This is a genomic window from Vibrio sp. CAU 1672, from assembly GCF_029223195.1.
GTDB lineage: Bacteria > Pseudomonadota > Gammaproteobacteria > Enterobacterales > Vibrionaceae > Vibrio.
The window spans coordinates 1-23,830 of record NZ_JARHUF010000021.1; the positions used below are offsets into that span (position 1 = coordinate 1).

At 48.0% G+C, this 23,830-nt stretch carries 21 protein-coding genes; 10 read left to right on the forward strand and 11 right to left on the reverse strand.

Annotated features, from left to right (window positions below; all coding sequences use genetic code 11):
• Positions 1–156: 156 nt before the first annotated feature.
• The gene (locus P2G85_RS16380) at positions 157–1,554 is read right to left on the reverse strand and encodes a peptide MFS transporter (protein ID WP_275865139.1); all 1,398 of its coding nucleotides are present in this window, start codon (positions 1,552–1,554) and stop codon (positions 157–159) included.
• Between the two features lie 330 nt (positions 1,555–1,884).
• Between P2G85_RS16380 and rfaH the strand changes: the two genes are divergently transcribed.
• Positions 1,885–2,382 (forward strand): transcription/translation regulatory transformer protein RfaH, encoded by a 498-nt coding sequence (gene rfaH, locus P2G85_RS16385; RefSeq protein ID WP_275865140.1) that lies wholly within the window; start codon positions 1,885–1,887, stop codon positions 2,380–2,382.
• 92 nt (positions 2,383–2,474) lie between these two features.
• Here the strand turns inward: rfaH and asnB are convergent, their stop codons facing one another.
• From asnB to nagA, 4 genes are all read right to left on the reverse strand, one after another.
• Positions 2,475–4,139, reverse strand: a complete 1,665-nt coding sequence (gene asnB / locus P2G85_RS16390) for an asparagine synthase B (protein ID WP_275865141.1) — start codon at positions 4,137–4,139, stop codon at positions 2,475–2,477.
• Between the two features lie 229 nt (positions 4,140–4,368).
• The gene (locus P2G85_RS16395) at positions 4,369–5,955 is read right to left on the reverse strand and encodes a cation:proton antiporter family protein (RefSeq protein WP_275865142.1); all 1,587 of its coding nucleotides are present in this window, start codon (positions 5,953–5,955) and stop codon (positions 4,369–4,371) included.
• A gap of 81 nt (positions 5,956–6,036) precedes the next feature.
• Positions 6,037–7,251, reverse strand: coding sequence for an ROK family protein (locus tag P2G85_RS16400; RefSeq protein ID WP_275865143.1), 1,215 nt, complete (start codon positions 7,249–7,251; stop codon positions 6,037–6,039).
• Positions 7,252–7,253: 2 nt separating this feature from the next.
• Positions 7,254–8,390 carry an N-acetylglucosamine-6-phosphate deacetylase gene (nagA, locus tag P2G85_RS16405; protein WP_275865144.1) on the reverse strand — a complete coding sequence of 379 codons (1,137 nt, stop codon included), beginning with the start codon at positions 8,388–8,390 and terminating at the stop codon, positions 7,254–7,256.
• Positions 8,391–8,877: 487 nt separating this feature from the next.
• Here nagA and nagE point away from each other — a divergent pair, with 487 nt between their 5' ends.
• Together nagE and glnS are read left to right on the forward strand one after the other, a co-directional pair.
• A complete protein-coding gene (gene nagE / locus P2G85_RS16410; RefSeq protein ID WP_275865145.1) occupies positions 8,878–10,371 on the forward strand; it encodes an N-acetylglucosamine-specific PTS transporter subunit IIBC in 1,494 nt (497 codons plus the stop codon).
• Between the two features lie 230 nt (positions 10,372–10,601).
• Positions 10,602–12,269, forward strand: a complete 1,668-nt coding sequence (glnS, locus tag P2G85_RS16415; protein ID WP_275865146.1) for a glutamine--tRNA ligase — start codon at positions 10,602–10,604, stop codon at positions 12,267–12,269.
• Positions 12,270–12,568: 299 nt separating this feature from the next.
• On the opposite strand, the gene fcrX is transcribed toward glnS, so the two are convergent.
• Positions 12,569–13,018 carry a ferric iron uptake transcriptional regulator FcrX gene (gene fcrX, locus P2G85_RS16420; RefSeq protein ID WP_275865147.1) on the reverse strand — a complete coding sequence of 150 codons (450 nt, stop codon included), beginning with the start codon at positions 13,016–13,018 and terminating at the stop codon, positions 12,569–12,571.
• Between the two features lie 197 nt (positions 13,019–13,215).
• Here fcrX and P2G85_RS16425 point away from each other — a divergent pair, with 197 nt between their 5' ends.
• Entirely contained in the window at positions 13,216–13,719 is a 504-nt protein-coding gene (locus tag P2G85_RS16425; protein WP_275865148.1) for a DUF4442 domain-containing protein, read from the forward strand.
• A gap of 56 nt (positions 13,720–13,775) precedes the next feature.
• Here the strand turns inward: P2G85_RS16425 and fldA are convergent, their stop codons facing one another.
• The 3 genes from fldA to P2G85_RS16440 form a co-directional block, all read right to left on the reverse strand.
• Positions 13,776–14,309 (reverse strand): flavodoxin FldA, encoded by a 534-nt coding sequence (gene fldA, locus P2G85_RS16430; RefSeq protein WP_275865149.1) that lies wholly within the window; start codon positions 14,307–14,309, stop codon positions 13,776–13,778.
• 52 nt (positions 14,310–14,361) lie between these two features.
• Entirely contained in the window at positions 14,362–14,583 is a 222-nt protein-coding gene (locus P2G85_RS16435; RefSeq protein ID WP_275865150.1) for a DUF2788 domain-containing protein, read from the reverse strand.
• Between the two features lie 112 nt (positions 14,584–14,695).
• On the reverse strand, positions 14,696–15,463 hold the full coding sequence (locus tag P2G85_RS16440) for an alpha/beta fold hydrolase (RefSeq protein ID WP_275865151.1): 768 nt from the start codon (positions 15,461–15,463) through the stop codon (positions 14,696–14,698).
• A gap of 92 nt (positions 15,464–15,555) precedes the next feature.
• Between P2G85_RS16440 and seqA the strand changes: the two genes are divergently transcribed.
• Positions 15,556–16,098, forward strand: coding sequence for a replication initiation negative regulator SeqA (seqA, locus tag P2G85_RS16445; protein WP_275865152.1), 543 nt, complete (start codon positions 15,556–15,558; stop codon positions 16,096–16,098).
• 88 nt (positions 16,099–16,186) lie between these two features.
• On the forward strand, positions 16,187–17,833 hold the full coding sequence (gene pgm, locus P2G85_RS16450) for a phosphoglucomutase (alpha-D-glucose-1,6-bisphosphate-dependent) (protein ID WP_275865153.1): 1,647 nt from the start codon (positions 16,187–16,189) through the stop codon (positions 17,831–17,833).
• A gap of 59 nt (positions 17,834–17,892) precedes the next feature.
• On the opposite strand, the gene P2G85_RS16455 is transcribed toward pgm, so the two are convergent.
• Positions 17,893–18,669 carry a DUF1853 family protein gene (locus P2G85_RS16455; protein WP_275865154.1) on the reverse strand — a complete coding sequence of 259 codons (777 nt, stop codon included), beginning with the start codon at positions 18,667–18,669 and terminating at the stop codon, positions 17,893–17,895.
• Positions 18,670–18,809: 140 nt separating this feature from the next.
• On the opposite strand from P2G85_RS16455, the gene P2G85_RS16460 reads away from it, so the two are divergent.
• A complete protein-coding gene (locus P2G85_RS16460; protein ID WP_275865155.1) occupies positions 18,810–19,568 on the forward strand; it encodes a Nif3-like dinuclear metal center hexameric protein in 759 nt (252 codons plus the stop codon).
• A gap of 65 nt (positions 19,569–19,633) precedes the next feature.
• Here P2G85_RS16460 and P2G85_RS16465 read toward each other — a convergent pair whose 3' ends face one another.
• Positions 19,634–20,923: a citrate synthase gene (locus tag P2G85_RS16465; RefSeq protein WP_275865156.1), complete on the reverse strand. Its 1,290-nt coding sequence runs from the start codon at positions 20,921–20,923 to the stop codon at positions 19,634–19,636.
• A gap of 395 nt (positions 20,924–21,318) precedes the next feature.
• On the opposite strand from P2G85_RS16465, the gene sdhC reads away from it, so the two are divergent.
• From sdhC to sdhA, 3 genes are read left to right on the forward strand one after another with little or no spacing between them, the layout of a single operon-like run.
• Positions 21,319–21,711, forward strand: a complete 393-nt coding sequence (gene sdhC / locus P2G85_RS16470; protein WP_275865157.1) for a succinate dehydrogenase cytochrome b556 subunit — start codon at positions 21,319–21,321, stop codon at positions 21,709–21,711.
• Entirely contained in the window at positions 21,705–22,049 is a 345-nt protein-coding gene (gene sdhD / locus P2G85_RS16475; RefSeq protein ID WP_275865158.1) for a succinate dehydrogenase, hydrophobic membrane anchor protein, read from the forward strand. The genes sdhC and sdhD overlap by 7 nt, the downstream gene beginning before the upstream one ends.
• On the forward strand, positions 22,050–23,816 hold the full coding sequence (gene sdhA, locus P2G85_RS16480) for a succinate dehydrogenase flavoprotein subunit (RefSeq protein WP_275865159.1): 1,767 nt from the start codon (positions 22,050–22,052) through the stop codon (positions 23,814–23,816).
• Positions 23,817–23,830 lie beyond the last annotated feature (14 nt).

Below are 23,830 nucleotides of genomic sequence, written 5' to 3' on the forward strand. Positions count from 1 at the left end.
AAACGAACAGGGCGGGCCTCAATAAAAGTGTTATGGGAAGGATGGTTCAAATTACAAACCATCCTTGAGGGCTACGAGTTAGCAATGTCTCTTGATTAGCAAAACTTGTGATCAAGAGACAGGCCATGGCGACCCTTTTTATTTGCAGCTGAGCGGTTAAGCGATTTGCGCCTGTGGCTCTTCAAGCTCTTCATTTTGTGCTGCGCTGCTGTGGGTGTTTTCTGCACCGTGCATCCAGCGAACCAGGGTACCGGCAAAAATCAGCAATAACGCACCACTGATGGTGGCGGTAATCGCGATGCCGCTGAAGATAGCCATTGCACCAAGTTCACCGACTTGAGAGCCGACATAGCCTGCTACGTAGTTGGCTATCGCGTTGAAGCCGAACCAGGCACCCATCATCAGTGACGCCAGGCGTAGTGGTGCCAGCTTGGTGACCAGAGACAGGCCAATTGGCGACAGGCACAGCTCACCCAGAGTGTGGAAGAAAAACGCACCGACTAACCACAGCATTGAGGTTTTCACGCTGGTGTCACCACCTTGCTCCAGTACCGCGCCAATCATGCAAACGAAGCCGAGTGCCAAGAAGAACAGTGCCAGGGCAAACTTAACTGGTGAGTTTGGTTCGCGTTTACCCAGTTTGACCCAAAACGCAGCCAGTACTGGCGCCAGGGTAATGATGAAGAATGGGTTTAAGGACTGGAACCAGGCGGTTGGTACTTCGAAGTTACCAATCATACGGTCGGTGTATTGTTGGGTGTAAATGTTCATCAGGCCACCGGCTTGCTCAAAGCCAGCCCAGAACACGATAACAAACAGTCCCATCACCAGGACAACTTTCAGACGATCGACTTCTTCTTTGGTCAGTGGCTGCTTTTGGTTTGCGTTTTTCAGTGCCATATCGCGTTTTGCCGCCGGCTCCCGACCAATGTCACCCAGCCATGATTGCGCAAAGCTCATTTGCATCACTAAGCTGATCACCATACCGATACCCGCTGCGATAAAGCCAGCTTTCCAGCCAAATGAATCGGTTACCGAGCCAGACACCACGCCCGCGAGCAGGGCACCAATGTTGATCCCCATGTAAAAAATCGTGAATGCACCATCACGGCGATGGTCGCCTTCTGAGTAGAGATCCCCGACCATGGTGGAAATGTTTGGCTTAAACAGGCCGTTACCTGCGATAAGCAGAGCCAGACCAAGGTAAAATGCATGCAGGTTACTCAAGCCGAGGGCATCGGCAGGCAGGGCAAGTGAGAACTGGCCCAGCGCCATTAGTGCACCACCGATCAGAATAGAGCGACGTTGGCCCAGCCAGTTGTCAGCAAGGTAACCACCGATAAGTGGGGTAATGTAGACCAGGCCAGTGTAGATACCGTAGAGATCCAGCGCATCTTTGGTGGACCAGCCCAACCCGCCGTTCATCGTCGTATCTGTCAGGTACAGGACTAGAATGGCACGCATTGCATAATAAGAGAAACGTTCCCAGAGTTCGGTACCGAACAGCAGGAACAAGCCACGTGGGTGGCCGAAGTATTGATGTTGGTTTGACATAAGATCAGCTAATCGTAGTTATTACATTTTCTATCGTGTCCTACATATACATGGCAATGCTGCACGTGACAAATGATAATATGTTGGCTTGAGTTGTCTCGTTACCTATAAGTAACTGCTTTGTCCCCATTTTATGGGGCTTATGACTACTTTTGATGTAATTTACAAACTTAATTTCCAATTTTGGTTCTGTATAATTTTTGTGTCTTTTTGAAGGAGTTGGGGTGGGCATGCATTTCCGTGCGCCGTTTCGGATTATTGAGCGGATTGTTCATGACTGAGGTAGTCGATGATGCTAGGATTAATCCAAAACAGAATTGGCTAGTATAAATGAAACGTTGGTACCTCCTTTATTGTAAGCGTGGTGAGCAAGCACGGGCTGTCGCGCATTTAAGTAATCAATCGGTGGAGTGCTTTTACCCCACGATAGATGTGGAAAAAATTTCGCGCGGGAAGAGAACTAAGGTCAAAGAGCCGCTTTTTCCTTCGTATGTGTTTGCCCGGTTTGATTATGAACAGGGCCCCAGTTTTACTTCGGTACGTTCAACCCGGGGGGTGATTGATTTTGTTCGTTTTGGAGCATTACCCAAAGAGGTGGACGAGGGGTTGGTTACTGAGTTGCTGCAGTTAGAGGCCAGCAGTGAAGACGCTGCCGTGGAAAGTATGCCCAAATGCGGTGATGTGGTTCGGGTCAAAAGTGGCCAGTTTGCCGGCATTGACGCCATATTTCAGGAGCAGGATGGCGAGAAGCGGTCAATTATGCTGGTCAAAATGATCTCCCAGAGTGTACCGGTCAGCATCGATAACCGGAACTTGGATTTAAACTGAATGCGGATTGAAAGATGTAAAAAAAGGTGCCATTGGCACCTTTTTTGATGGTTTTGCACAGGCCGCCTGCTTGGGCAGGTGGCCTGTACTGCTTAGTAAGAATCGTTATGCACGGTTTGTACCGCACGTCCTGATGGATCAACGCAGTTCTGGAAAGACTCATCCCACTCAATTGCTTTCGCGGAAGAACACGCCACAGACGGGCCGCCTGGTACACACTCTGCCGCTGAAGGTAGCGGGAACAACTCTTCAAAGATTTCACGGTATACGTAACCTTCTTTGGTTGTCGGTGTGTTGTAAGGGAAACGGAACTTCGCGGTCTCCATTTGCTGGTCAGAGATTTTTTGTTCTGCCACCTCTTTCAGGGTATCAATCCAGCTGTAGCCGACCCCATCAGAGAACTGCTCTTTCTGGCGCCATGCAATTGAGTCTGGCAGGTAATGTTCAAAACACTCACGCAGGATGTGTTTTTCCATCTTGCCGTTGCCACACATTTTATCTTCCGGGTTGAGTCGCATTGCCACGTCGATGAACTCTTTATCCAGGAAAGGCACCCGACCTTCGACACCCCATGCCGCCAGTGATTTGTTTGCCCGGGCGCAGTCGAACATGTTCAGGGCAAGCAGTTTACGTACCGTCTCTTCATGGAACTCTTTGGCGTTTGGTGCTTTGTGGAAGTACAGGTAGCCACCGAAAATCTCATCGGCACCCTCGCCAGACAGTACCATCTTAATGCCCATCGCTTTGATTTTACGTCCCATCAGGAACATTGGCGTTGAAGCACGGATTGTGGTGACGTCGTAAGTTTCAATGTGGTATATCACATCGCGGATCGCATCCAGGCCTTCTTGAATGGTGTAAGTCATTTCATGGTGCACGGTGCCGATTTTCTCTGCCACTTCGCGGGCGGCTTTTAAGTCTGGCGCACCCTCAAGCCCGACGGCGAAGGAGTGCAGTTGTGGCCACCACGCTTCTGACTGTTCGTCGTCTTCAATGCGCATTGCCGCAAAACGTTTGGCTACCGCAGACGTAATTGAAGAATCGAGGCCACCGGAGAGTAATACGCCATAAGGCACGTCAGTCATTAGCTGACGTTTTACCGCCGCCTCTAACGCTTCGGTCAGCTCTTCTTTGCTGGTGGTGTTGTTCTGCACTGCTGCGTATTCGTTCCAGTCACGAACATAGTAGCGGTGAGGTGCGCTGTCTCCAGAGGCGTAGTAGCAGCCCGGAGGGAACTCGCTGATGGTCTTACACACTGGCGTCAAGGCTTTCATTTCTGATGCTAAGTAGTAGTTACCATGCTCATCATAGCCTTGGTACAAAGGAATAATACCGATATGGTCACGACCCACCAGGTAGAGATCTTTTTCTTCATCATAAAGGATGAAAGCAAAAATACCGTTTAGTTCTTCAAGTAGCTTGGGACCCATTTCTTGGTAAAGCGCTAAAATCACTTCACAATCTGAGTCAGTCTGGAAATCGTATTTGTCCGCATAGCGGGCACGCAGCTCTTTGTGGTTATAGATTTCGCCATTTACTGCCAGGATGAGTTTGTTACAAGGGCTATAAAGAGGTTGGGCACCGCTGTTCAAGCCAACGATCGCCAAACGCTCGTGAGCCAGAATTGCACGATCTGAGGCGTAGATACCAGACCAGTCCGGGCCACGGTGGCGAAGCTTTTTCGACATCTCCAGTGCAATTGGACGCAATGCCGCTGCATCACTTTTAATATCTAAAATGCCAAATACTGAACACATACAACATCCTTTTTAAACTAAACACTATTTAATCGGTATGGCTTCAATTTGCCACTATGAGTAAAAAAAGCAACGTTTAGTACCGATAAAAATGATAAAAGGACTTGTTGGGTAAATATTATTTAATTTATTGCTTGTTTTGGTGAATAAAATCAAGGTTTGGTATGAATAACGCACAAAAAAGCCTTCTCTAAGAGAAGGCTTGGCGGTGACGGGCGAATTCAGGCGATTAGTTTGGCGAGAAGCTGGGATGCAACTGATCACACACATGACGGGCAAAACCGCTCCCGGCCTCGCTGTAGATATTGAATGCTGCGTCAGCGCCATTCTCGAGTAACTCGTCGCGCTGGTCCGGGTACTCGGCAATGGCGGCAATTTGGCCTTTATAATGACGTCGTTTGAGCTGCGCTAAGGCTACTTGATTTCCTTGGTGATGAGGCATGGCCAACAGCACCAGTTTGACATGGCCGGTGTCTAAGATACGTTCCCAGAAATCAGGGTCAGTGGCGTCACCGGCAATCACGTTGCGTCCTTCGTTTCGATGCTGGAGGGCGGTTTCATCCCTTACTTCGACCCCCAGGGAAATCTTACCGTAACGTGCGCGCAGTTCATCATAGGCACCAGTGCCAATCCGGCCCATCCCGAGGATCAATACTTGCGCATGCCCCGGGTTGATGAGTTGGTCACGTTGGTTGAGTTTTTCTGCTGCGGTTTCCTGTAACCACTTGCCGGAGTGCTGGTAAATCTGGTGTCCCAGGCGATTCAGTGGCGCTGCGATGATGAATGATAGCGAAACGGCGACGGCGATAGCGACCAGTATATCGTTTGTCATCCAGCCCATTTTGTAAGCAAGGCCACTGACAATCAGGCCAAATTCGCTGTAGTTAAACAGGGATAATGAGGCGAGCAAAGAAGTGCGAACGCGGAACTTGAAATGATTGATGGTTAAAAAGTACAACACACCTTTGATCGGCAGCAGTAACAGGAACAGCAGCGCTAAGCCCACCCCGGTGCTGCTGAGTGATGCCGAAAGGCCAATGTTGAGGAAAAAGCACACCAAAAACAGCTCTTTCATGTTAAACAGCGCTTTAGACAGTTCTGAAGCTTTCGGGTGGCCAGCCAGGAGCATCCCGAGTATCAAAGCGCCTAAGTCGGGCTTCATGCCGACCAGTTCAAACAAGCCGGCACCGGCGACTAACGCAAAAAAGATACCACACAAAACCAGCATCTCACCGTGGCCTACTTTGTCGAGCAGGCGGTAAGCAAGGGGGCGCAACAGCGGCAGGGCGAATAAGCCGATCGCATACCATTCGGGGATTTTGCCGGTCGAAGCGGTGAGGAAGATCACAGCAAAGATATCCTGCATGACCAGAATGCCAATCGCCAGGGTACCGTATGTGGCGTTCATCTCACCTTTTTCCTGCAGGGTTTTAACGGCAAAGACGGTACTTGAAAATGACAGGGCAAACGCCAGCAGCAAAATTTGCCCACTGTCCATGCTCGCCAGTGATGTAATCCCCAACAGTTTTAAGCCGAAACAGGATAAAGCAAAAAAAGCGGTCGAGAGAAGATTATGCACAGTCGCGCCGGCCCAGATCTCTTTCGAGAGCAGAGTTTTGATCTCGAGTTTTAAGCCGATGGTGAAGAGCAGCAGGGTCACACCGAGATCCGCTAAGGTAATAATGGTTTCGTTGCTTTGGTAGCCAAAGGTGTGTAAACCAAATCCGGCTAACAGGAAGCCAACCAGAGGCGGAAGGTGACATTTGAGAGCAATGAAGCCAGCAATAAATGCTGTGGTTATTAGAATAATTTCCATACTGTTGAGCTATATCCCTGATGTATAAAAACGGGCTGTGAATTCACAGCCCGTAATTGTAACTCAATTAGTTGTATAAACTTAGTCTTCAAGTAACTTTTGTAATAAAACACCATTAAGCATAGCGCGCTTGATCATAGCAAAAGCGCCCATGGTGGGGTGTTTGTCGATCTGAGAAGCGACGATTGGTAACTCATTATGGAATGTTTTGAGTGACTGATTTTCGACATTGCGTTGGATTGCAGGAAAGACAATCTCTTCGGCGGCAGTAATACTGCCGGCAATGACAATTTTCTGTGGGTTAAACAAGTTGACGGTAATGGCTATCGCTTTGCCAAGTTGATTACCAACGCGGACTAAGCTTTGTTTCGCCAGTTCATCACCGTTCATTGCATGGGTACAGATATCTTCAATCGTAATGCTTTCCAGCTGAGTCAGGCTCGACTCATAGCCTTGTGCGATGAGCTTTTTCACTCGTTGTACAATGGCTGGGTTTGCCGCTACGGTCTCCAGACAACCAAAGTTGCCACATTGGCATTGTTCACCCAGAGGGTCGATTTGGATATGACCGATTTCACCGACGTTGCGGTTGAAACCAAGAAATACCTGGCCATTGACGATAATTCCGGCCCCGGTGCCCCGGTGGACACTGACCAGGATGGAATCCTGACAATCCTGGCTGGCACCAAAGTAGTGTTCTGCCAAGGCCATACCGCGGACATCATTGCCGACAAAGCAGGCAGTATTGAATTTTTCCCGGATGATTTCACCCAGCGCCATATTATCGATATCGGTGTTTGGCATGTACTCAACTACGCCCGTCGTCGGGTTTACCAGGCCCGGGAGGGTGATGCCAATGGCGATCAGTTGCGTGATTTTATCCTGGAAGCGGGCGATAAACTCTTTGATGAGTTCAACCAAACCGGCAATAAGATCAGCCTGGTTGGTGTAGTGAAGTTCATGTTGATCTTCTGCCAGTGCGGTTCCACCCAGGTCATAGAGACAAAAATGGACATAATCTCGCCCTAAACGAACCGCAATGGAGTGAAACGGTTTGACTTCAGTGGTGAGCGAGATTGCTCTGCGCCCACCGGTGGATGCTTGCTGCGCGACTTCTTTGATCAGACCGCGCTCGAGAAGCTGGCGGGTGATTTTGGTAACACTTGCGGGGGCAAGTTGACTCACATCTGCCACTTGGATGCGGGAGATTGGACCTTGTTGGTCAATCAACCTATAAACAGCTGCGCTGTTTAGTTGTTTTACTAAATCTACATTACCAATCTGTCCGCCATTCATGCTTATTTTTGCTCGTATTGTCCGTTAACCACCGTCGCTTTAATGTTGAAGTCACGATCGAAAATAGCCAGGTTTGCCACCATACCTTTTCGTACCCGGCCAAGGCGATTCTCAACACCGATTGCGGTAGCAGGATACAGTGTGGCCATTCGTAATGCTTCATCTAAAGCGATGCCTGCGTGCTCAACAGCATTCTGAACTGCTTCTATCATTGTCAGTGCTGAGCCGCCGAGTGTGCCGTTTTCATCAACACACTTACCGTTTCGGTAATATACTTTCTTACCGACAAAAATAAAGTGATCAATGTTTGCACCTGCCGGAGCTGTGGCATCGGTCACCAAAACAAGCTTATCGCCTTTGATTTTATGAGCAATTCGGATGTTGGCATAATCGACATGGAAGCCGTCGGCAATGATGCCGGCGTACACGTCCGGTGTATCGTAGATGGCACCAACAACCCCCGGCTCCCGGCCAACGATCGGTGTCATCGCATTGAACAGGTGGGTCGCAAATGTAATGCCTGCTTCAAAACCGCGGCGGGCTTCGGCATACGTCGCGTTGGTATGTCCAATCGAAACGACGATGCCAGCTGCTTTCAAGCGTGCAATGTGCTCAGGATCGTTTAGTTCTGGTGCCAGGGTTACTTTCGCAATAATGTCAGCGTTAGCGCACATAAGGTCGATCATGGTGTCGTCAGAACGGCGAATGAACTCAACGTTATGAATGCCCTTTTTGGCGACGTTCAGATAGGGGCCTTCTAAGTGTAATCCCAGCGATTGATTTTGATATTTGTCGTGATAGTCACGTGCCGCACTGATGGCGGTGCGCATGTCTTGATCAGAAGAGGTGATTAACGTCGGCAAGAAACTTGTACAACCAGATTTTAAGTTGGCTTCGTGCATTATTTGCATCGTTTCTGGGGTGATTTCGTCATTGAGCATGACGCCACCACAACCATTTAGCTGGAGGTCAATGAAACCAGGACTTAGGTTCGCACCATCCAAATTTTTTGTTTCGATGCCTTCTGGTAGTTCAGTAACTGGCACGATCGAATGAATCTGATCGTGGTTGATGATGACCGCATGATCGGTGAGCACATCGCTACCGGTATAGATTTTACAGTTACTTAGCGCGTACATAGTCAGCTAATCCTTATACTAGAGATTTTCAAGTCTATCTCGTGATCTGGCGCTTGAGTGGCGAAATCAGTAGCGACTTACTTTTTACCACTGAATTAGATCACGAGTTAAATACAGCAAGGTGCGTTATATGGATATTGTTTTTACTATAAGCGCCTGAAAAATATATTATTAATTGGCTTTTACGGTTATTTTCCACAGCAAACTTACTAATTGTTACCTACTAATATACCAAAAAAACGCGGAACATTTTGAGCATTAGGTAGGAAAACCCTATCGCCAAAATGCTATTTTTTCGCATAATAAAATAAGTTTTATGATCTGGCTAGCAAAATCCATGCGGAATGAGCATTTGTGGTGACTGTGATCACAAACGAAGAGGTTTTAATTTGCGGAGCAAAATTAATTTCATAAACTGAAATGGACTAAATTGAACGACTGAAATAAGTCATTCGAAGAAGATTACATCCTATAGGGGGAACTAAAGGTGAACATTCTTGGATACTTTCAGAAGGTAGGTAAGGCGCTTATGGTGCCGGTTGCCACCCTTCCTGCGGCAGCGATACTTATGGGTATCGGTTACTGGATTGACCCAAATGGTTGGGGTGCGAACAGCGCACTTGCAGCATTTCTGATTAAAGCCGGTGCGGCGATCATCGACAATATGTCGGTACTCTTTGCGGTCGGTGTAGCGTATGGTATGTCGAAAGACAAAGATGGTGCCGCGGCATTGTCTGGCTTTGTCGGCTTCCTGGTTGTTACGACTCTGCTTTCTCCGGGGGCAGTGGCGCAAATTCAGGGTATTGATCCATCGTCAGTCCCTGCGGCGTTTTCAAAAATTAACAACCAGTTTGTTGGTATTCTCGTCGGGATTATTTCTGCAGAAATCTACAACCGCTTCTCGCATGTGGAGCTGCACAAAGCGTTGGCATTCTTCTCGGGCAAACGTCTGATCCCAATTTTAACCTCTTTTGCCGGCATTATTATTGCGTTCGCCTTGATGTACGTCTGGCCTGCGATTTACGGTGGTTTGGTTGGCTTTGGTGAGTCAATTCAGGGTTTGGGTTCTGTCGGTGCGGGTATTTACGCCTTCTTTAACCGTCTGTTGATTCCTGTTGGTCTGCACCACGCCCTGAACTCGGTGTTCTGGTTTGATGTTGCAGGTATTAACGATATCCCGAACTTCCTGGGCGGTGCGAAGTCACTGGCTGAAGGCACGGCGACGGTTGGTGTTACGGGCATGTATCAAGCTGGTTTCTTCCCAATCATGATGTTTGGCTTGCCTGGTGCGGCGCTGGCTATCTACCACACATCGAAAGCGAAGAATAAAGAAAAAGTAGCATCGATCATGTTGGCGGCAGCATTTGCATCCTTCTTTACCGGTGTTACTGAGCCACTAGAATTCTCATTCATGTTCTTGGCACCAGCACTGTATGTTCTGCACGCGTTCATGACCGGTGTGTCTGTCTTTATCGCAGCATCGATGCAGTGGATTGCAGGTTTCGGTTTCTCAGCGGGCCTGGTGGATATGTTCTTGTCAAGCCGCAACCCGTTAGCAGTGAACTGGTACATGCTGATTGTTCAAGGCCTGGTTTTCTTCAGCATCTACTATTTCGTGTTCCGCACGGTGATTGTGAAATTCGGTCTCAAAACACCTGGCCGTGAAGATGACAGTGAAGAAGCCGAAGCGGTAAGTGGCTCCGGTAATTCATCTGAGCTGGCGCGCCAATACTTGAAAGCACTGGGTGGTCACCAGAATATCGAGAACATTGATGCGTGTATTACACGTCTGCGTCTGACTATCAAAGACATCAGTGTAGTTAATGAGAAAACCCTGAAAGACTTAGGTGCGATGGGTGTGGTGAAACTGGGTACCAACAACCTGCAGGTTATTCTTGGTCCACTGGCTGAAATTGTCGCGGGTGAAATGAAAAAAATCCCGGCTGACGAAGACCTCAGCAAGGTTCAACTGTCGGTCTAATTGAACGCTTTTTCAACAAACCCTCCTTGGTTAAGGAGGGTTTTTTTGTTTCAGTCGGAGAAGAAGTCACTTTCTAGACTGAATTTCGGCAAAATATAGTAATTAGCGGCCAGAACTTATTGTCTATTTGCTTAGAATTGTGGATCATTAGCAGCAATGCGCTCTGTAAACCGTAAATGGTGGACAGAGCTTCGTTTTCTCTGACAATACTAATTTTTGAGGTGCTATAGATGAGTGAAGCTGATGCTCGTCCATCAAACTTTATTCGCCAGATCATTGACAAGGATCTAGCGGATGGCAAACACACTAGCGTGCATACTCGATTTCCGCCGGAGCCGAATGGTTACCTGCATATCGGTCATGCGAAGTCTATCTGTTTGAACTTTGGTATTGCTCAGGACTATCAGGGTCAATGTAACCTTCGTTTCGATGATACTAACCCTGAAAAAGAAGACATCGAATACGTTGAGTCTATCAAGAAAGATGTAAACTGGTTGGGCTTTGAGTGGGATGGTGAGGTTTGTTACTCATCCAACTACTTTGACAAGCTTTACGAATATGCAATTGAATTGATTAATAAAGGCTTAGCGTATGTTGATGAGCTAAGTCCAGAGCAGATTCGTGAATATCGTGGAACGTTGAAAGCGCCAGGAAAACCAAGCCCATACCGTGAGCGTTCAGTAGAAGAAAACTTAGTCCTGTTCGAAAAAATGCGTGCGGGTGAGTTTGAAGAAGGCAAAGCGTGTCTGCGTGCTAAGATCGATATGGCTTCTTCTTTCATGGTAATGCGTGATCCGGTAATTTATCGTGTCCGTTTTGCGTCTCACCATCAAACCGGTGATAAGTGGTGCATCTACCCGATGTACGACTTCACTCACTGCATCTCTGATGCTCTTGAGGGGATTACGCACTCAATTTGTACGCTGGAGTTTATGGATAACCGTCGTCTGTACGACTGGGTACTGGAAAACATTACGATTGAATGCCGCCCTCACCAGTACGAGTTTAGCCGCCTGAATCTAGAGTACACGGTGATGTCCAAGCGTAAGCTGAACCAACTGGTCACTGAAAAACTGGTTGATGGCTGGGACGATCCGCGTATGCCGACCATCTCTGGTCTGCGTCGTCGTGGTTTCACGCCGGCGTCTATCCGCGAGTTTTGTAAGCGTATTGGTGTCACTAAACAAGAGAACATGATCGAATTCGGTTCACTGGAATCGTGTATTCGTGATGATCTTAACGAAAACGCACCACGAGCTATGGCTGTGCTGGAGCCGGTGAAGATCGTTATCGAGAACTTCGCTGAAGGTGCGGTTGAGACGCTGACGGTTGCGAACCATCCAAACAAACCAGAAATGGGTGAGCGCGAAGTTCCATTTACCCGCGAGATTTGGATTGAGCGTGATGACTTCCGCGAAGAAGCGAACAAGAAGTACAAGCGTTTGGTGCTGGGTAAAGAAGTGCGTCTGCGCGGTGCATACGTGATTAAAGCTGAGCGTATTGAAAAAGACGCGGAAGGCAATATCACCACCATCTTCTGTTCTTACGATGCTGATACGCTGGGTAAAAACCCGGCAGATGGCCGCAAAGTCAAAGGGGTAATTCACTGGGTATCGGCAGATAAAGCTTTACCAGCCGAAATTCGTCTGTACGACCGTTTGTTCACGGTACCTAACCCGGCAGCGGCAGAGGACTTTACCGCAACGATTAACCCAGAGTCACTGGTCGTGCTCAATGGCTTTGTTGAGCCAAGTCTGGCGGTAGCCGAGGGTGAGTCTGGTTATCAGTTTGAACGTACGGGTTATTTCTGTGCGGACTCAAAAGACTCGTCTCCGGAGCATTTGGTGTTCAACCGTACGGTTGGCCTGCGTGATACTTGGGCAAAGATTGACTGTTAATAAGCGAACGACAATCTGATCACATTAAAATGCCAGCGTTTGCTGGCATTTTTTTATACCAATCTGGATAGTTAGGTGGTTAGGTGTCCAGAGAATTGCGCAGGAAAAATCGCCTAGAACAAGGCGTAGGTTTAGGTTACCTAGTTATTCTAATTACCAAATCTACAACACAGTTATCAGCGATTTTAACCATCAAGAATGATCAGAGATTTATGTAGACTGGTAGTAGCGGTGTCGGTAACAAAAAACGTCAGCAAGTGCTGACGTTTTGATGATGTGTTGAATAAAGCAATCGGCGCTTATTTTGCCGGTTTATGTGCGTCTGGGTTGTCTTTGCAAGTGCCATCACCACATTTACCATATAGGTACAAACTGTGGTTGGTTAACTGAACATTATACATTGCCGCAATTTCTTTCTGACGCATTTCGATGACTTCATCTGAGAATTCAATCACTTCACCACAGTCAAGACACACCAGGTGGTCATGGTGGTGTTGGGTCGAGAGTTCAAATACAGATTTTCCGCCTTCAAAATGGTGACGGGTGACGATACCGGCGTCGTCAAACTGGTTCAGAACTCGATAAACGGTTGCAAGACCAATTTCTTCGCCTAAGTCGATAAGTTTCTTATACAAATCTTCAGCGCTAATGTGCTGGCAGTCTGGCTGCTGTAGTACTTCTAAAATTTTTAGTCTTGGAAGGGTTACTTTAAGACCTGCGTCTTTCAGCGCCTTATTGTTGTCTGGCATATACTTTCCCGTTGGATCATCTGCAGCGATTTAACAGAATTCAATAGTTGTCATTATAGGTGAACCGTTGGAAACAATAAACCACGAAGTTCAAAGGGTTAATAGAATAATTTTGTAAATTGGAAATAGGTCGCTTATATTGCAGATCAGACCAGTTACAATCAGGTAACATTTTTCAAGGAAGAGCACGGACGGCAATGAACAAGCGATTAGCTAAGATCTATAAACCCGGGATCGTTAAACTGGCCCTGAATATCTGGCCGCCTTTTTGGGGGGCAGGGATAAAAATAGTTAACATTTCTAATGACTTCCGCAGTGTAAAAGTACGCTTGAAACTGCGTTGGTGGAATAAAAACGCCAATCGTACCCAGTACGGCGGAAGTATCTTTTCGCTGACAGATCCTATTTACTCGTTGATGCTGATGGGAATCTTGCGTGAGGAGTATTACGTGTGGGATAAAGAAGCAAGCATTAACTTCATAAAACCCGGTCACAGTGATCTGTATGCGGAGTTTGAAGTGACGGAGGGGATGTTGCAGGCCATCTATCAGTCGACGCGCAATGGAGAAAAGTGTTTCCCTGAATTTATCACCTATGTGAAAGATCGTGAGGGCAGGGTGGTATCAGAGGTACAGCGTAAATTGTATGTCAGAAAAAAACCGCAATATCGTGAACAAGAGGCGATAGCGCTGGATTCATAAGTGGCAAGGATAAACAAAAAGACCTTCGAATGAAGGTCTTTTGGAATGGTGAAAGGTTAATCTTCCAGCTCAGCCAGGCACATCTCGTCGTAGATTTGCTTAACCCAGTTGTTGACGCGTTCTTCAGTCAACTCTGGTTGACGATCTTCGTCAATACAGAGGCCAACGAACTGGTTGTCATCGCCTTCGACTAGTGCTTTAGAGGCTTCGAACTCGTAGCCTTCTGTTGAGGTGTAGCCAAGAATGGTGCCACCTTTTGATTCGACGATATCGCGAACTGTACCCATTGCGTCACAAAAGTACTCTGCATAATCTTCCTGGTCACCACAACCGAAAATGGCAACGAGCTTAGTCGAGAAGTCGATTTGCTCTAGCTCTGGGAAAAAATCGTCCCAGTCACATTGGGCTTCGCCGTAGTACCAGGTCGGGATGCCCAGCAGCAGCAGGTCGAAGTTGTCAATGTCTTCTTTGCTGCTTTTTGCGATGTCTTGAACATGAACCAGTTTTTTACCGAGTTGCTTTTGAATCATCTTTGCAACGGCTTCAGTATTACCTGTGTCGCTACCGAAGAAGATACCTACACTTGCCATAGAGTCTATACCTTTACATTGTGTCTGTTACTGGCAATGAAGCTGGTGGGGTTTAACCCAAACCAGTACCTTCCCAGCTGAGCTGAATTAATCCTTTGGCGATAAAACCAGCACAGCCTAAGAATAAGACTAACCATACAATACGACGACCAAAAACAGGGACATTACCTTGTTTCAACACATCTTTAATTGCCATCCCGATGAAAAAGAAGATCGCAGCAAAAAGAAGATCGAGCCCGATTGACTCGAGGATATCCATATAGTCGTATAGCATACCTATCCTTCATGCCAAAAATTGTTGCGCGCACTATACCACTGTTAAACGGTAAAGTTAATGCACTGCAAGAGTGGTTCACGCAATAATCACTGTCCATGTGTCGAATTTGTTAACTGGTAATATATTTGCGGATCACGCGTAACACTTCAGCGGGTTTTTCTGCGTGTAACCAGTGCCCGGTGTTGGCAATCACATGTGCTTTGGCGTTGCTGAACTGGCGCTGCACGGCAGCTTGGTGTTGTGGCATCAAATAATCAGAATCGCCCCCTTTTATGAACAGAGTAGGAATGTTCGTTGGGGAGAACTCTTGCCAGCCAATGATATCCGGGTAATTGTTGAGCAGGCTCAACACGTTAAAACGCCAGTCCATCTTGTCGCCGTTTTTGTACAGCGATTTGGATAAAAACTGTCTCACCCCGTCGATTTCGATATGCGCCGCCAAAATGTCCATCGCTTGCTGGCGGTTGGCAGGTCTTTGTTCCAGCACCGCTTCCAGGCCGCGGAAAACAGTATCGTGGCGATTGGTTTGGTAGGCGACCGGAGCCATGTCCAACACCACCAGTCGTTGGACTAACTGTGGCGCGAGGTCAGCCAGTTTCATCGCCACTTTTCCGCCCATTGAGTGGCCAACAATGATCGCCGGTTCTGTGTTGAGGTGCCCCAGTAACGTGGCAAGATCATCTGCCATGGAGTGGTAGTCATGGACGTCAGAGTGGAAAGAGAGGCCGTGGTTGCGCAGATCGACACTGATCACTGAATGATCTTCAGCAAGATCGCGTGCCAACAAGCCCAGATTACTGAAACTACCAAACAATCCATGAATCAAAACAACGGTTTGGCCTTGGCCTTCCTGCTTATAGTTGAGTAATGCTGACATTTTATCTTATTCGTGATGGGTTTAACGTGGAGTATCCGCAAGGATCTCGTTATAATCCCCCAGAGTTTAAACACTGAGAATGTGAAAAGCGAATGAAAACAATTGAGGTTGATGAGGATCTATACCGTTACATCGCGAGTCAAACTCGCCATATCGGTGAAAGTGCCTCGGATATTTTGCGCCGCCTTTTAGATATGGATGGCCAACCGCAGAAACAGACAATCACGACTGTAGCAGAGCAGCCACAAGGAATCGTAGTAAGTAAAGATGCTGGCAAAGCAGCGCAAGTTGATATGGTGAAAGAGATGCGCTCACTGCTTATCTCTGACGAATTTGCCTCTTTGAAGAAAGCAATTGATCGCTTTATGTTGGTATTATCAACCTTACACAAATTAAATCCTGACAGCTTCTCTCAGGCAACCAAAGTCAAAGGGCGTAAGCGGGTTTACTTTGCCGATAATGAGGCTACTTTGCTGGCCAATGGCAACACCACCAAACCGAAAGCTATTCCAGGCACGCCGTTTTGGGTTATCACCAATAACAATACCAGCCGTAAGCGGCAGATGGTTGAGCAGGTGATGGCACACATGGAGTTCCAACCAGACTTAATAGAAAAAGTCACAGGTTCAATCTAAAAACCTGATAGAAGCCTCATAATGTGTAGCAATTTGCAGATATTATGAGGCTTTTTTTTGGGTTATTTTTAAAGAAAGGATGTCAAACATGGCGATGCACCCTCGCGCTGGGCAGAAAGCACAGCAAGAAGATCTTCACAATATCCCGGCACTGGTTGCCAATTACTTCTTGCTACAACCTGATGCAGACAATTCAGAACATAAAGTTCAGTTCGGTACTTCAGGACACCGTGGTACAGCGGACAAGCACACCTTTAATGAAAACCATATTTTAGCGATCGCTCAGGCGGTGGCTGAAGTTCGTGCAGAGCAAGGTACGACAGGCCCATTGTTTGTCGGTAAAGATACTCACGCGCTTTCTGAGCCTGCATTTTCAAGCGTTATCGAAGTTTTGATCGCCAACGGCGTAAAAGTTATTGTTCAGCAGGATAATGGTTATACCCCAACGCCGGGTATTTCTCACGCGATCCTAACCTACAATATCAAGCATGACGCTAAAGCTGATGGCATTGTGATCACGCCGTCACATAACCCACCGCAAGACGGTGGTATTAAGTACAACCCAACTCATGGTGGCCCGGCAGAAGCGGAGTTGACCCAGGCAATTGAAGACCGGGCGAACGCGCTTATTGCTGAAGGCCTGCAGGGGGTGAAGCGCCTGCCATTAGCGGAAGCGAAAGCCTCGGAGCTATTTGTTGAGTTAGATTTGGTTAAGCCATACATCGATGATCTGGTCAACGTTATCGATATGGAAGCGATCCAAAAAGCGAATCTGAAAATCGGTGTTGATCCATTAGGTGGTAGCGGCATTGATTACTGGCGTCAAATTGGTCAGGCGTACAACCTGGACCTGACGTTAGTAAGCGAAGCGATTGATCCATCGTTCCAGTTTATGTCGCTGGACAAAGATGGCGTGGTTCGTATGGACTGTTCTTCTCCTTACGCAATGGCTGGTCTATTGGCACTGAAAGATCAATACGATCTGGCATTTGGTAACGACCCGGACTATGACCGCCACGGTATTGTCACGCCAAAAGGCCTGATGAATCCAAACCACTTCCTCGCGGTATGTATCGACTACCTGTACCGTCACCGTGAGGCTTGGGGTAAAGATGTCGCTGTGGGTAAGACATTGGTATCGAGTGCGTTAATTGACCGCGTGGTTGCTGATCTGGGGCGTGAGCTTTGTGAAGTACCAGTAGGCTTTAAGTGGTTTGTTGATGGCCTTTACACCGGTAAGTTTGGCTTCGGTGGTGAAGAGAGTGCCGGGGCTTCATTCCTGCGTAAAGATGGTACGCCTTGGTCAACTGACAAAGACGGTATTTTGCTTTGTCTACTGGCGGCTGAGATCACGGCTGTAACTGGTAAGAATCCTCAAGAGTACTACGAAGAGCTGGCGGCTAAGCACGGTGAATCGAAGTACAACCGAATCCAGGCGGTAGCCAACGGCCCGCAGAAAGACGTACTGAAGAAACTGTCACCTGAGATGGTGGCGGCTGAAACCCTGGCTGGTGATGCAATCACAGCTCGTTTAACACATGCTCCGGGTAACGGTGCTGCGATTGGTGGCCTGAAGGTGACCACGGAAAACGGCTGGTTTGCGGCGCGTCCGTCTGGTACTGAAGATATCTATAAGATTTACTGTGAAAGCTTCAAGGGTGAAGAGCACCTGAAACAGATTGAAGCGGAAGCTCAAGAGATCGTTAATCAGGTGTTTGCAGCCGCTGGTCTGTAACCAAGATTGATTTACGAGATGTACAATAAACAGGCGGCCATTTGGCCGCCTGTTTTTTTTTATGATTTGGATTGTTTGCCCGGGTTGTTGGGCCAGTCGTCAGGCACGATAAACCAAAATTGACCGTCACGCGTTTGTGCATGGATAAATTCATCATCCGGACAAGATGCCGGGTGAGAATACTGGCTAAGACCCGTTGCCCAGTAGGGTTTCTCCAGCTTAAACACAGGCTCGGCAATGTGCTCCCATTGGCTCCGGAAGCACCAGAACCCGGTTATTTGCTCAGGATCCAAAGCGTAGCCAAGGCATGAGTGTGGTACTGGCTCTGTGAGGAATGGGTTAATGTATAAACGCCCTTGCATCAGCAGCTGCTCTGATGCGACGTTCAGGTGTGGGAAGCGGCGGATAAACTCGTCTGAGGTACTCATTTTTAATTGGTGTGAGAGCATGCGAGCGAGCTTTTTATCAAGCTGATCATGGGCGTTGGGCCCATACCAGCTTCCTTGATACAGTAAATAGAACTTAATCGCCACTTCCCAGTGCTCAAGCTGGTTTAGCCACTGGTTGTTGACGATCAGATCAATCGCGCCCAAGGTTTGCCCGTTTTCGCGGTTGAGTTGCGCTTCCTCCAAGACAATTTCATATTGTTCGGAGTTCGCCAGTAGTTTGCTACATAAGTGCTGATAAACAAAACCAAGGCGTGGGTTACCGGCATAACCTTCTTCGTCCTGGAGCGGGCCCGCCACCAGATCCTGCAAAGAGACAAACGGTCCTTGTGGTTTGAAAATCGGTGCGCTGGATGCGATCCAATGATAGAAGCGTTGTATCTGATTCATCGCTGATTCTGCCCCTGATACGGTTGTGGCTACTCATGTTCATGGTATGGAACAATCGCGGTTAGCGGTGGCGAAAGTCTCTGGTATGATTGAGTGCATTCGACATACTCTTTAGCCACAATAACAAACTGGACGCCAGAATGAATCATTTACAGCTGGAAAAAATACTCAACGAAAAACTGTCTCCTGAGCTGATCAAAGACTACAGCCCTAACGGTTTGCAGGTGGAAGGCAAAACCGAGGTGTCTCGTATTGTGACTGGTGTCACAGCCTCTCAGGCTTTGATTGATAAAGCGATTGAGTTACAAGCTGATGCACTGCTGGTGCATCACGGTTACTTCTGGAAAGGTGAGCCAGAACCAATCCGTGGCATGAAAGGCAAGCGTATCCGCAGTCTGATCAAGCACGATATCAATTTGTATGGTTACCACTTACCACTGGATATTCATCCGCAGTTGGGTAATAACGCGGAGTTAGCGCGCTTGCTCGATATTGACGTTGAAGGTGGTCTGGAAGGCCACCCTCAATCGGTTGCGATGTTTGGTCGCTTGAAGCAGGCCATGACCGGCGGTGAATTTGCTGCCAAGATTAATCGGGTTCTCAAGCGTGAGCCGTTACACATCTCGCCAGATCATGCTGGCAAGCTGATTGAAACAGTCGGTTGGTGCACCGGAGGTGGCCAGGACTATATCGAGCTGGCGGCGCAGCGTGGTCTGGACGCATTTATCTCGGGTGAAATTTCTGAGCGTACCACCTACACGGCACGTGAACTGGATATTCATTACTTTGCCGCCGGGCACCATGCTACTGAGCGCTATGGTATTAAGGCTTTAGGAGAGTGGTTGGCAAGCGAACACGGGATGGCGGTGGAGTTCATCGACATCGATAATCCGGTATAGGGTCAAACAGTAAAAAAAGGTTGGCTAAGGCCAACCTTTTTTAATTCTACTCTGCCGAGCTATGATTATTCGCGTTCGTGCAGCGGTTTAAACTCTCGCTGGCTCTCACCGGTGTATAGCTGGCGAGGACGGCCAATACGGTTGAGTGGGTCGCTGTGCATTTCATTCCAGTGTGCGATCCAGCCGATGGTTCGTGACAGGGCAAAGATCACGGTGAACATTGAAACTGGAATACCGATTGCCTTGAGGATGATACCAGAGTAAAAATCGACATTCGGGTACAGTTTCTTCGATACGAAGTATTCGTCTGAAAGTGCGATGCGCTCAAGTTCCATTGCCACGTCGAGCAAAGGATCGTCAATGTTGAGCTCTTTCAGTACATCGTGGCAGGTGTCACGCATTACGGTCGCACGAGGATCGTAATTTTTGTACACCCGGTGACCAAAGCCCATCAAGCGGAATGGATCATCTTTGTCTTTCGCACGTTCAATGTATTCAGGAATGTTTTCTACGCTGCCGATTTCTTCCAGCATCTTCAGACAGGCCTCATTGGCACCACCGTGCGCCGGCCCCCATAGAGAAGCGATACCTGCAGCGATACACGCGAATGGGTTAGCACCAGACGAGCCAGCCAGGCGGACTGTCGATGTTGACGCGTTTTGTTCGTGGTCAGCATGCAGGGTGAAGATTTTGTCCATTGCGCGGGCTACAACCGGGTTGACTTCGTACTCTTCACACGGGTTAGCAAACATCATGTGTAAGAAGTTTTCAGCGTAGCTCAGGTCATTACGTGGGTAGATAAATGGCTGACCAATAGAGTACTTGTAACACATCGCTGCCAATGTCGGCATTTTTGACAACAGGCGATAAGCGGTGATTTCACGGTGCGTGTCGTTGTTGATATCAAGTGAATCGTGGTAGAACGCCGCGAGAGCACCTACGACGCCACACATGACGGCCATTGGGTGTGCGTCACGTCGGAAACCGTGGAAAAAGCTGGCAATTTGCTCGTGAACCATGGTGTGACGCGTAACCGTGGTTTTGAATTTCTCGTATTTGTCTCGGGTAGGTGCTTCCCCGTACAGCAGGATATAACAGACTTCCAGGTAATCGGCATTATTCGCCAGTTGATCGATCGGGTAACCGCGATGTAACAGGATACCTTTACCGCCATCAATGTACGTGATTGAAGATTCACAGGATGCAGTGGCAAGAAAACCAGGGTCAAAAGTGAAGAATCCATTGGCTCCCAGTTTACGAACGTCAATTACGGGGGTACCTAAAGTTCCGTCCATAATTGGCAGTTCGATTGGCGCTTGACCTTCAATATGAAGGGTCGCTTTCTTATCCGCCATAACAATCTCCTTTGTTAATTATTTAATCCGTCCAGGATGTTTCTGTGCCGTTTTTTTACTGGTGTTAACGATTAAAGTCAATTTTTCTCCACTTTTGTGTGCACTTGTTATGATTTTTCTCATGAAAATCGTTAAAAATCTGTTCTATGTAGCATAATTTGTTACACCAATTGTATTAGAATGTTGCTGACCGTATATTGGCACAGAAAATTTTAGTTAAATCCTTATAAGTTCGGGGCTGGAACAAAAGTGAGGTTTGTTGAAAGTGCCCGGGTGTTAACGGTTTATTTACAATGTATCCGATGTGAATTAGGCTTGTATTGTTAAATAAATGTTAACTTTTGTAGGTTTGGTAGCTGAAATTGGTTATAACAATAAATGCTCAATGGAGCTGAGTGAGCAAGCCCGTGAAAGAAAGAAAGTCAAGACCTGTTAATTTAGATTTACAGACCATTAGCTTTCCCATCACAGCAATCGCATCGATCCTGCACCGTGTGTCTGGGGTGATCACGTTTGTTGCGCTGGGTATCCTGCTTTGGTTACTGTCCATTTCTCTGTCCTCCCCAGTGGGTTTTATGGAAGCCAGCGATATCGTTGACAGCTTCCTGGTGAAATTCGTCCTCTGGGGTATCTTAACTGCATTAGCCTACCACATTGCAGGTGGCATTCGTCATTTATTGATGGATCTGGGCCACTTTGAAGAGTTGGAGTCGGGGGCAATGAGTGCGAAGGTTGCATTCGGTGCCACTGCAGTGTTGTCACTTTTGGCGGGGATTTTGGTATGGTAAAACACGTATCTTCATTCGGCCGTAATGGGGTGCACGATTTCCTCTTAATCCGTGCGACAGCCATCATTATGACCCTCTACACGATTTATCTGGTGAGCTTTTGCACTTTCTCAGATATCTCTTACGCATCATGGACGCAGTTTTTTGGCGGCACCTTTACCAAAGTTTTCACCATGCTGGCACTACTATCAGTGCTGATCCATGCATGGGTTGGCTTATGGCAGGTGCTAACTGACTATATCAAGTGTGCGAAACTTCGCGGTGGCTTACAGCTGGCCGTAATTGCAGTTTTGTTCGGTTATGTCTTCTCTGGTCTATTTATTCTGTGGGGTGCGTAAGTGTCTATTCCAGTTCGTGAGTTTGATGCCGTAGTAATCGGCGCCGGTGGTGCAGGTATGCGCGCTGCACTGCAAATTTCAGAGCAAGGCTTATCTTGTGCGTTGCTGTCTAAAGTATTCCCAACTCGTTCTCATACTGTATCTGCGCAGGGCGGCATTACTGTTGCTTTGGGTAACTCGCATAAGGACGATTGGCAGTGGCATATGTACGACACGGTAAAAGGTTCTGATTACATTGGTGACCAGAACGCGATTGAGTACATGTGTAAAAATGGTCCTGAGTCAGTTATCGAGCTAGAGAAAATGGGCCTGCCGTTTTCTCGGTTTGATAATGGCTCTATCTACCAACGCCCGTTTGGTGGTCAGTCAAAAGAGTTTGGCGGTGAGCAGGCGGCACGCACAGCCGCAGCGGCAGACCGGACAGGTCACGCGCTTCTTCATACGCTGTACCAACAAAACATTAAACACAAAACCACCATTTTCTCTGAGTGGTATGCGTTAGATTTGGTGAAAAACCAAGACGGTGCCATCCTGGGTTGTACTGCAATCTGCATGGAAACGGGTGAGATTTGTTACTTCAAGTCGAAGGCTACTATCCTGGCGACCGGTGGTGCAGGCCGTATCTACGCTTCGACTACCAATGCCCATATCAATACGGGTGATGGCGTTGGTATGGCACTGCGTGCAGGCGTTCAGATGCAAGACATGGAAATGTGGCAGTTCCACCCAACGGGTATTGCCGGCGCCGGCGTTCTGGTTACGGAAGGTTGTCGTGGTGAAGGTGGTTACCTTCTGAATAAAGACGGTGAACGCTTCATGGAACGATATGCGCCAAACGCGAAGGACCTTGCTGGTCGTGACGTTGTTGCGCGTTCAATGATGATCGAGATCCGTGAAGGCCGTGGCTGTGATGGCCCTTGGGGACCACACATTAAACTGAAACTGGATCACCTGGGTAAAGAAGTACTGGAATCGCGCCTGCCGGGTATTTGTGAGCTGTCACGTACCTTTGCACACGTGGATCCAGTCAAAGAGCCAATCCCAGTAATCCCAACCTGTCACTACATGATGGGTGGCGTTCCAACTCAGGTATCCGGTCAGGCGATTAAACAAACCGCAGACGGTAGCGAGGTTGAAGTTCAAGGCCTTTATGCTTGTGGTGAAATCGCGTCTGTATCGGTACACGGTGCCAACCGTCTGGGTGGTAACTCGTTGCTTGACCTTGTGGTATTTGGTCGTGCAACTGGTCTGCATCTTGGTGAGACACTGGCGGCTCAAGCTGAAGCCCGTCCTGCAACGGAGTCGGATATTGAAGCGTCTCTGGCGCGCACTATGCGTTGGGAGAACAGCACCGGTGGCGAAGACCCAGTGCAAATCCGTAAAGATCTTCAATCGTGCATGCAGAACAGCTTCTCGGTATTCCGTGAAGGTGAGGCAATGGCGACAGGACTGGAAGAGCTGAAAGTGATTCGTGAGCGCCTGAAAGATGCCCACTTAGCGGATAAGTCTTCAGAGTTCAATACCCAGCGCATTGAGTGTCTTGAGCTGGATAACTTGATGGAGACAGCATTCTCAACCGCTGTGGCAGCCAACTACCGTACAGAAAGCCGTGGTGCCCATGCTCGCTTCGACTTCCCTGAGCGCGATGATGAAAACTGGCTGTGCCACTCTATTTATGACCCGGAAACGGAAGCGATGACCAAGCGTGATGTGAATATGACGCCGGTTCACCGTGAAGCTTTCCCACCGAAAGTACGTACATACTAAGAGGAGGATACAAC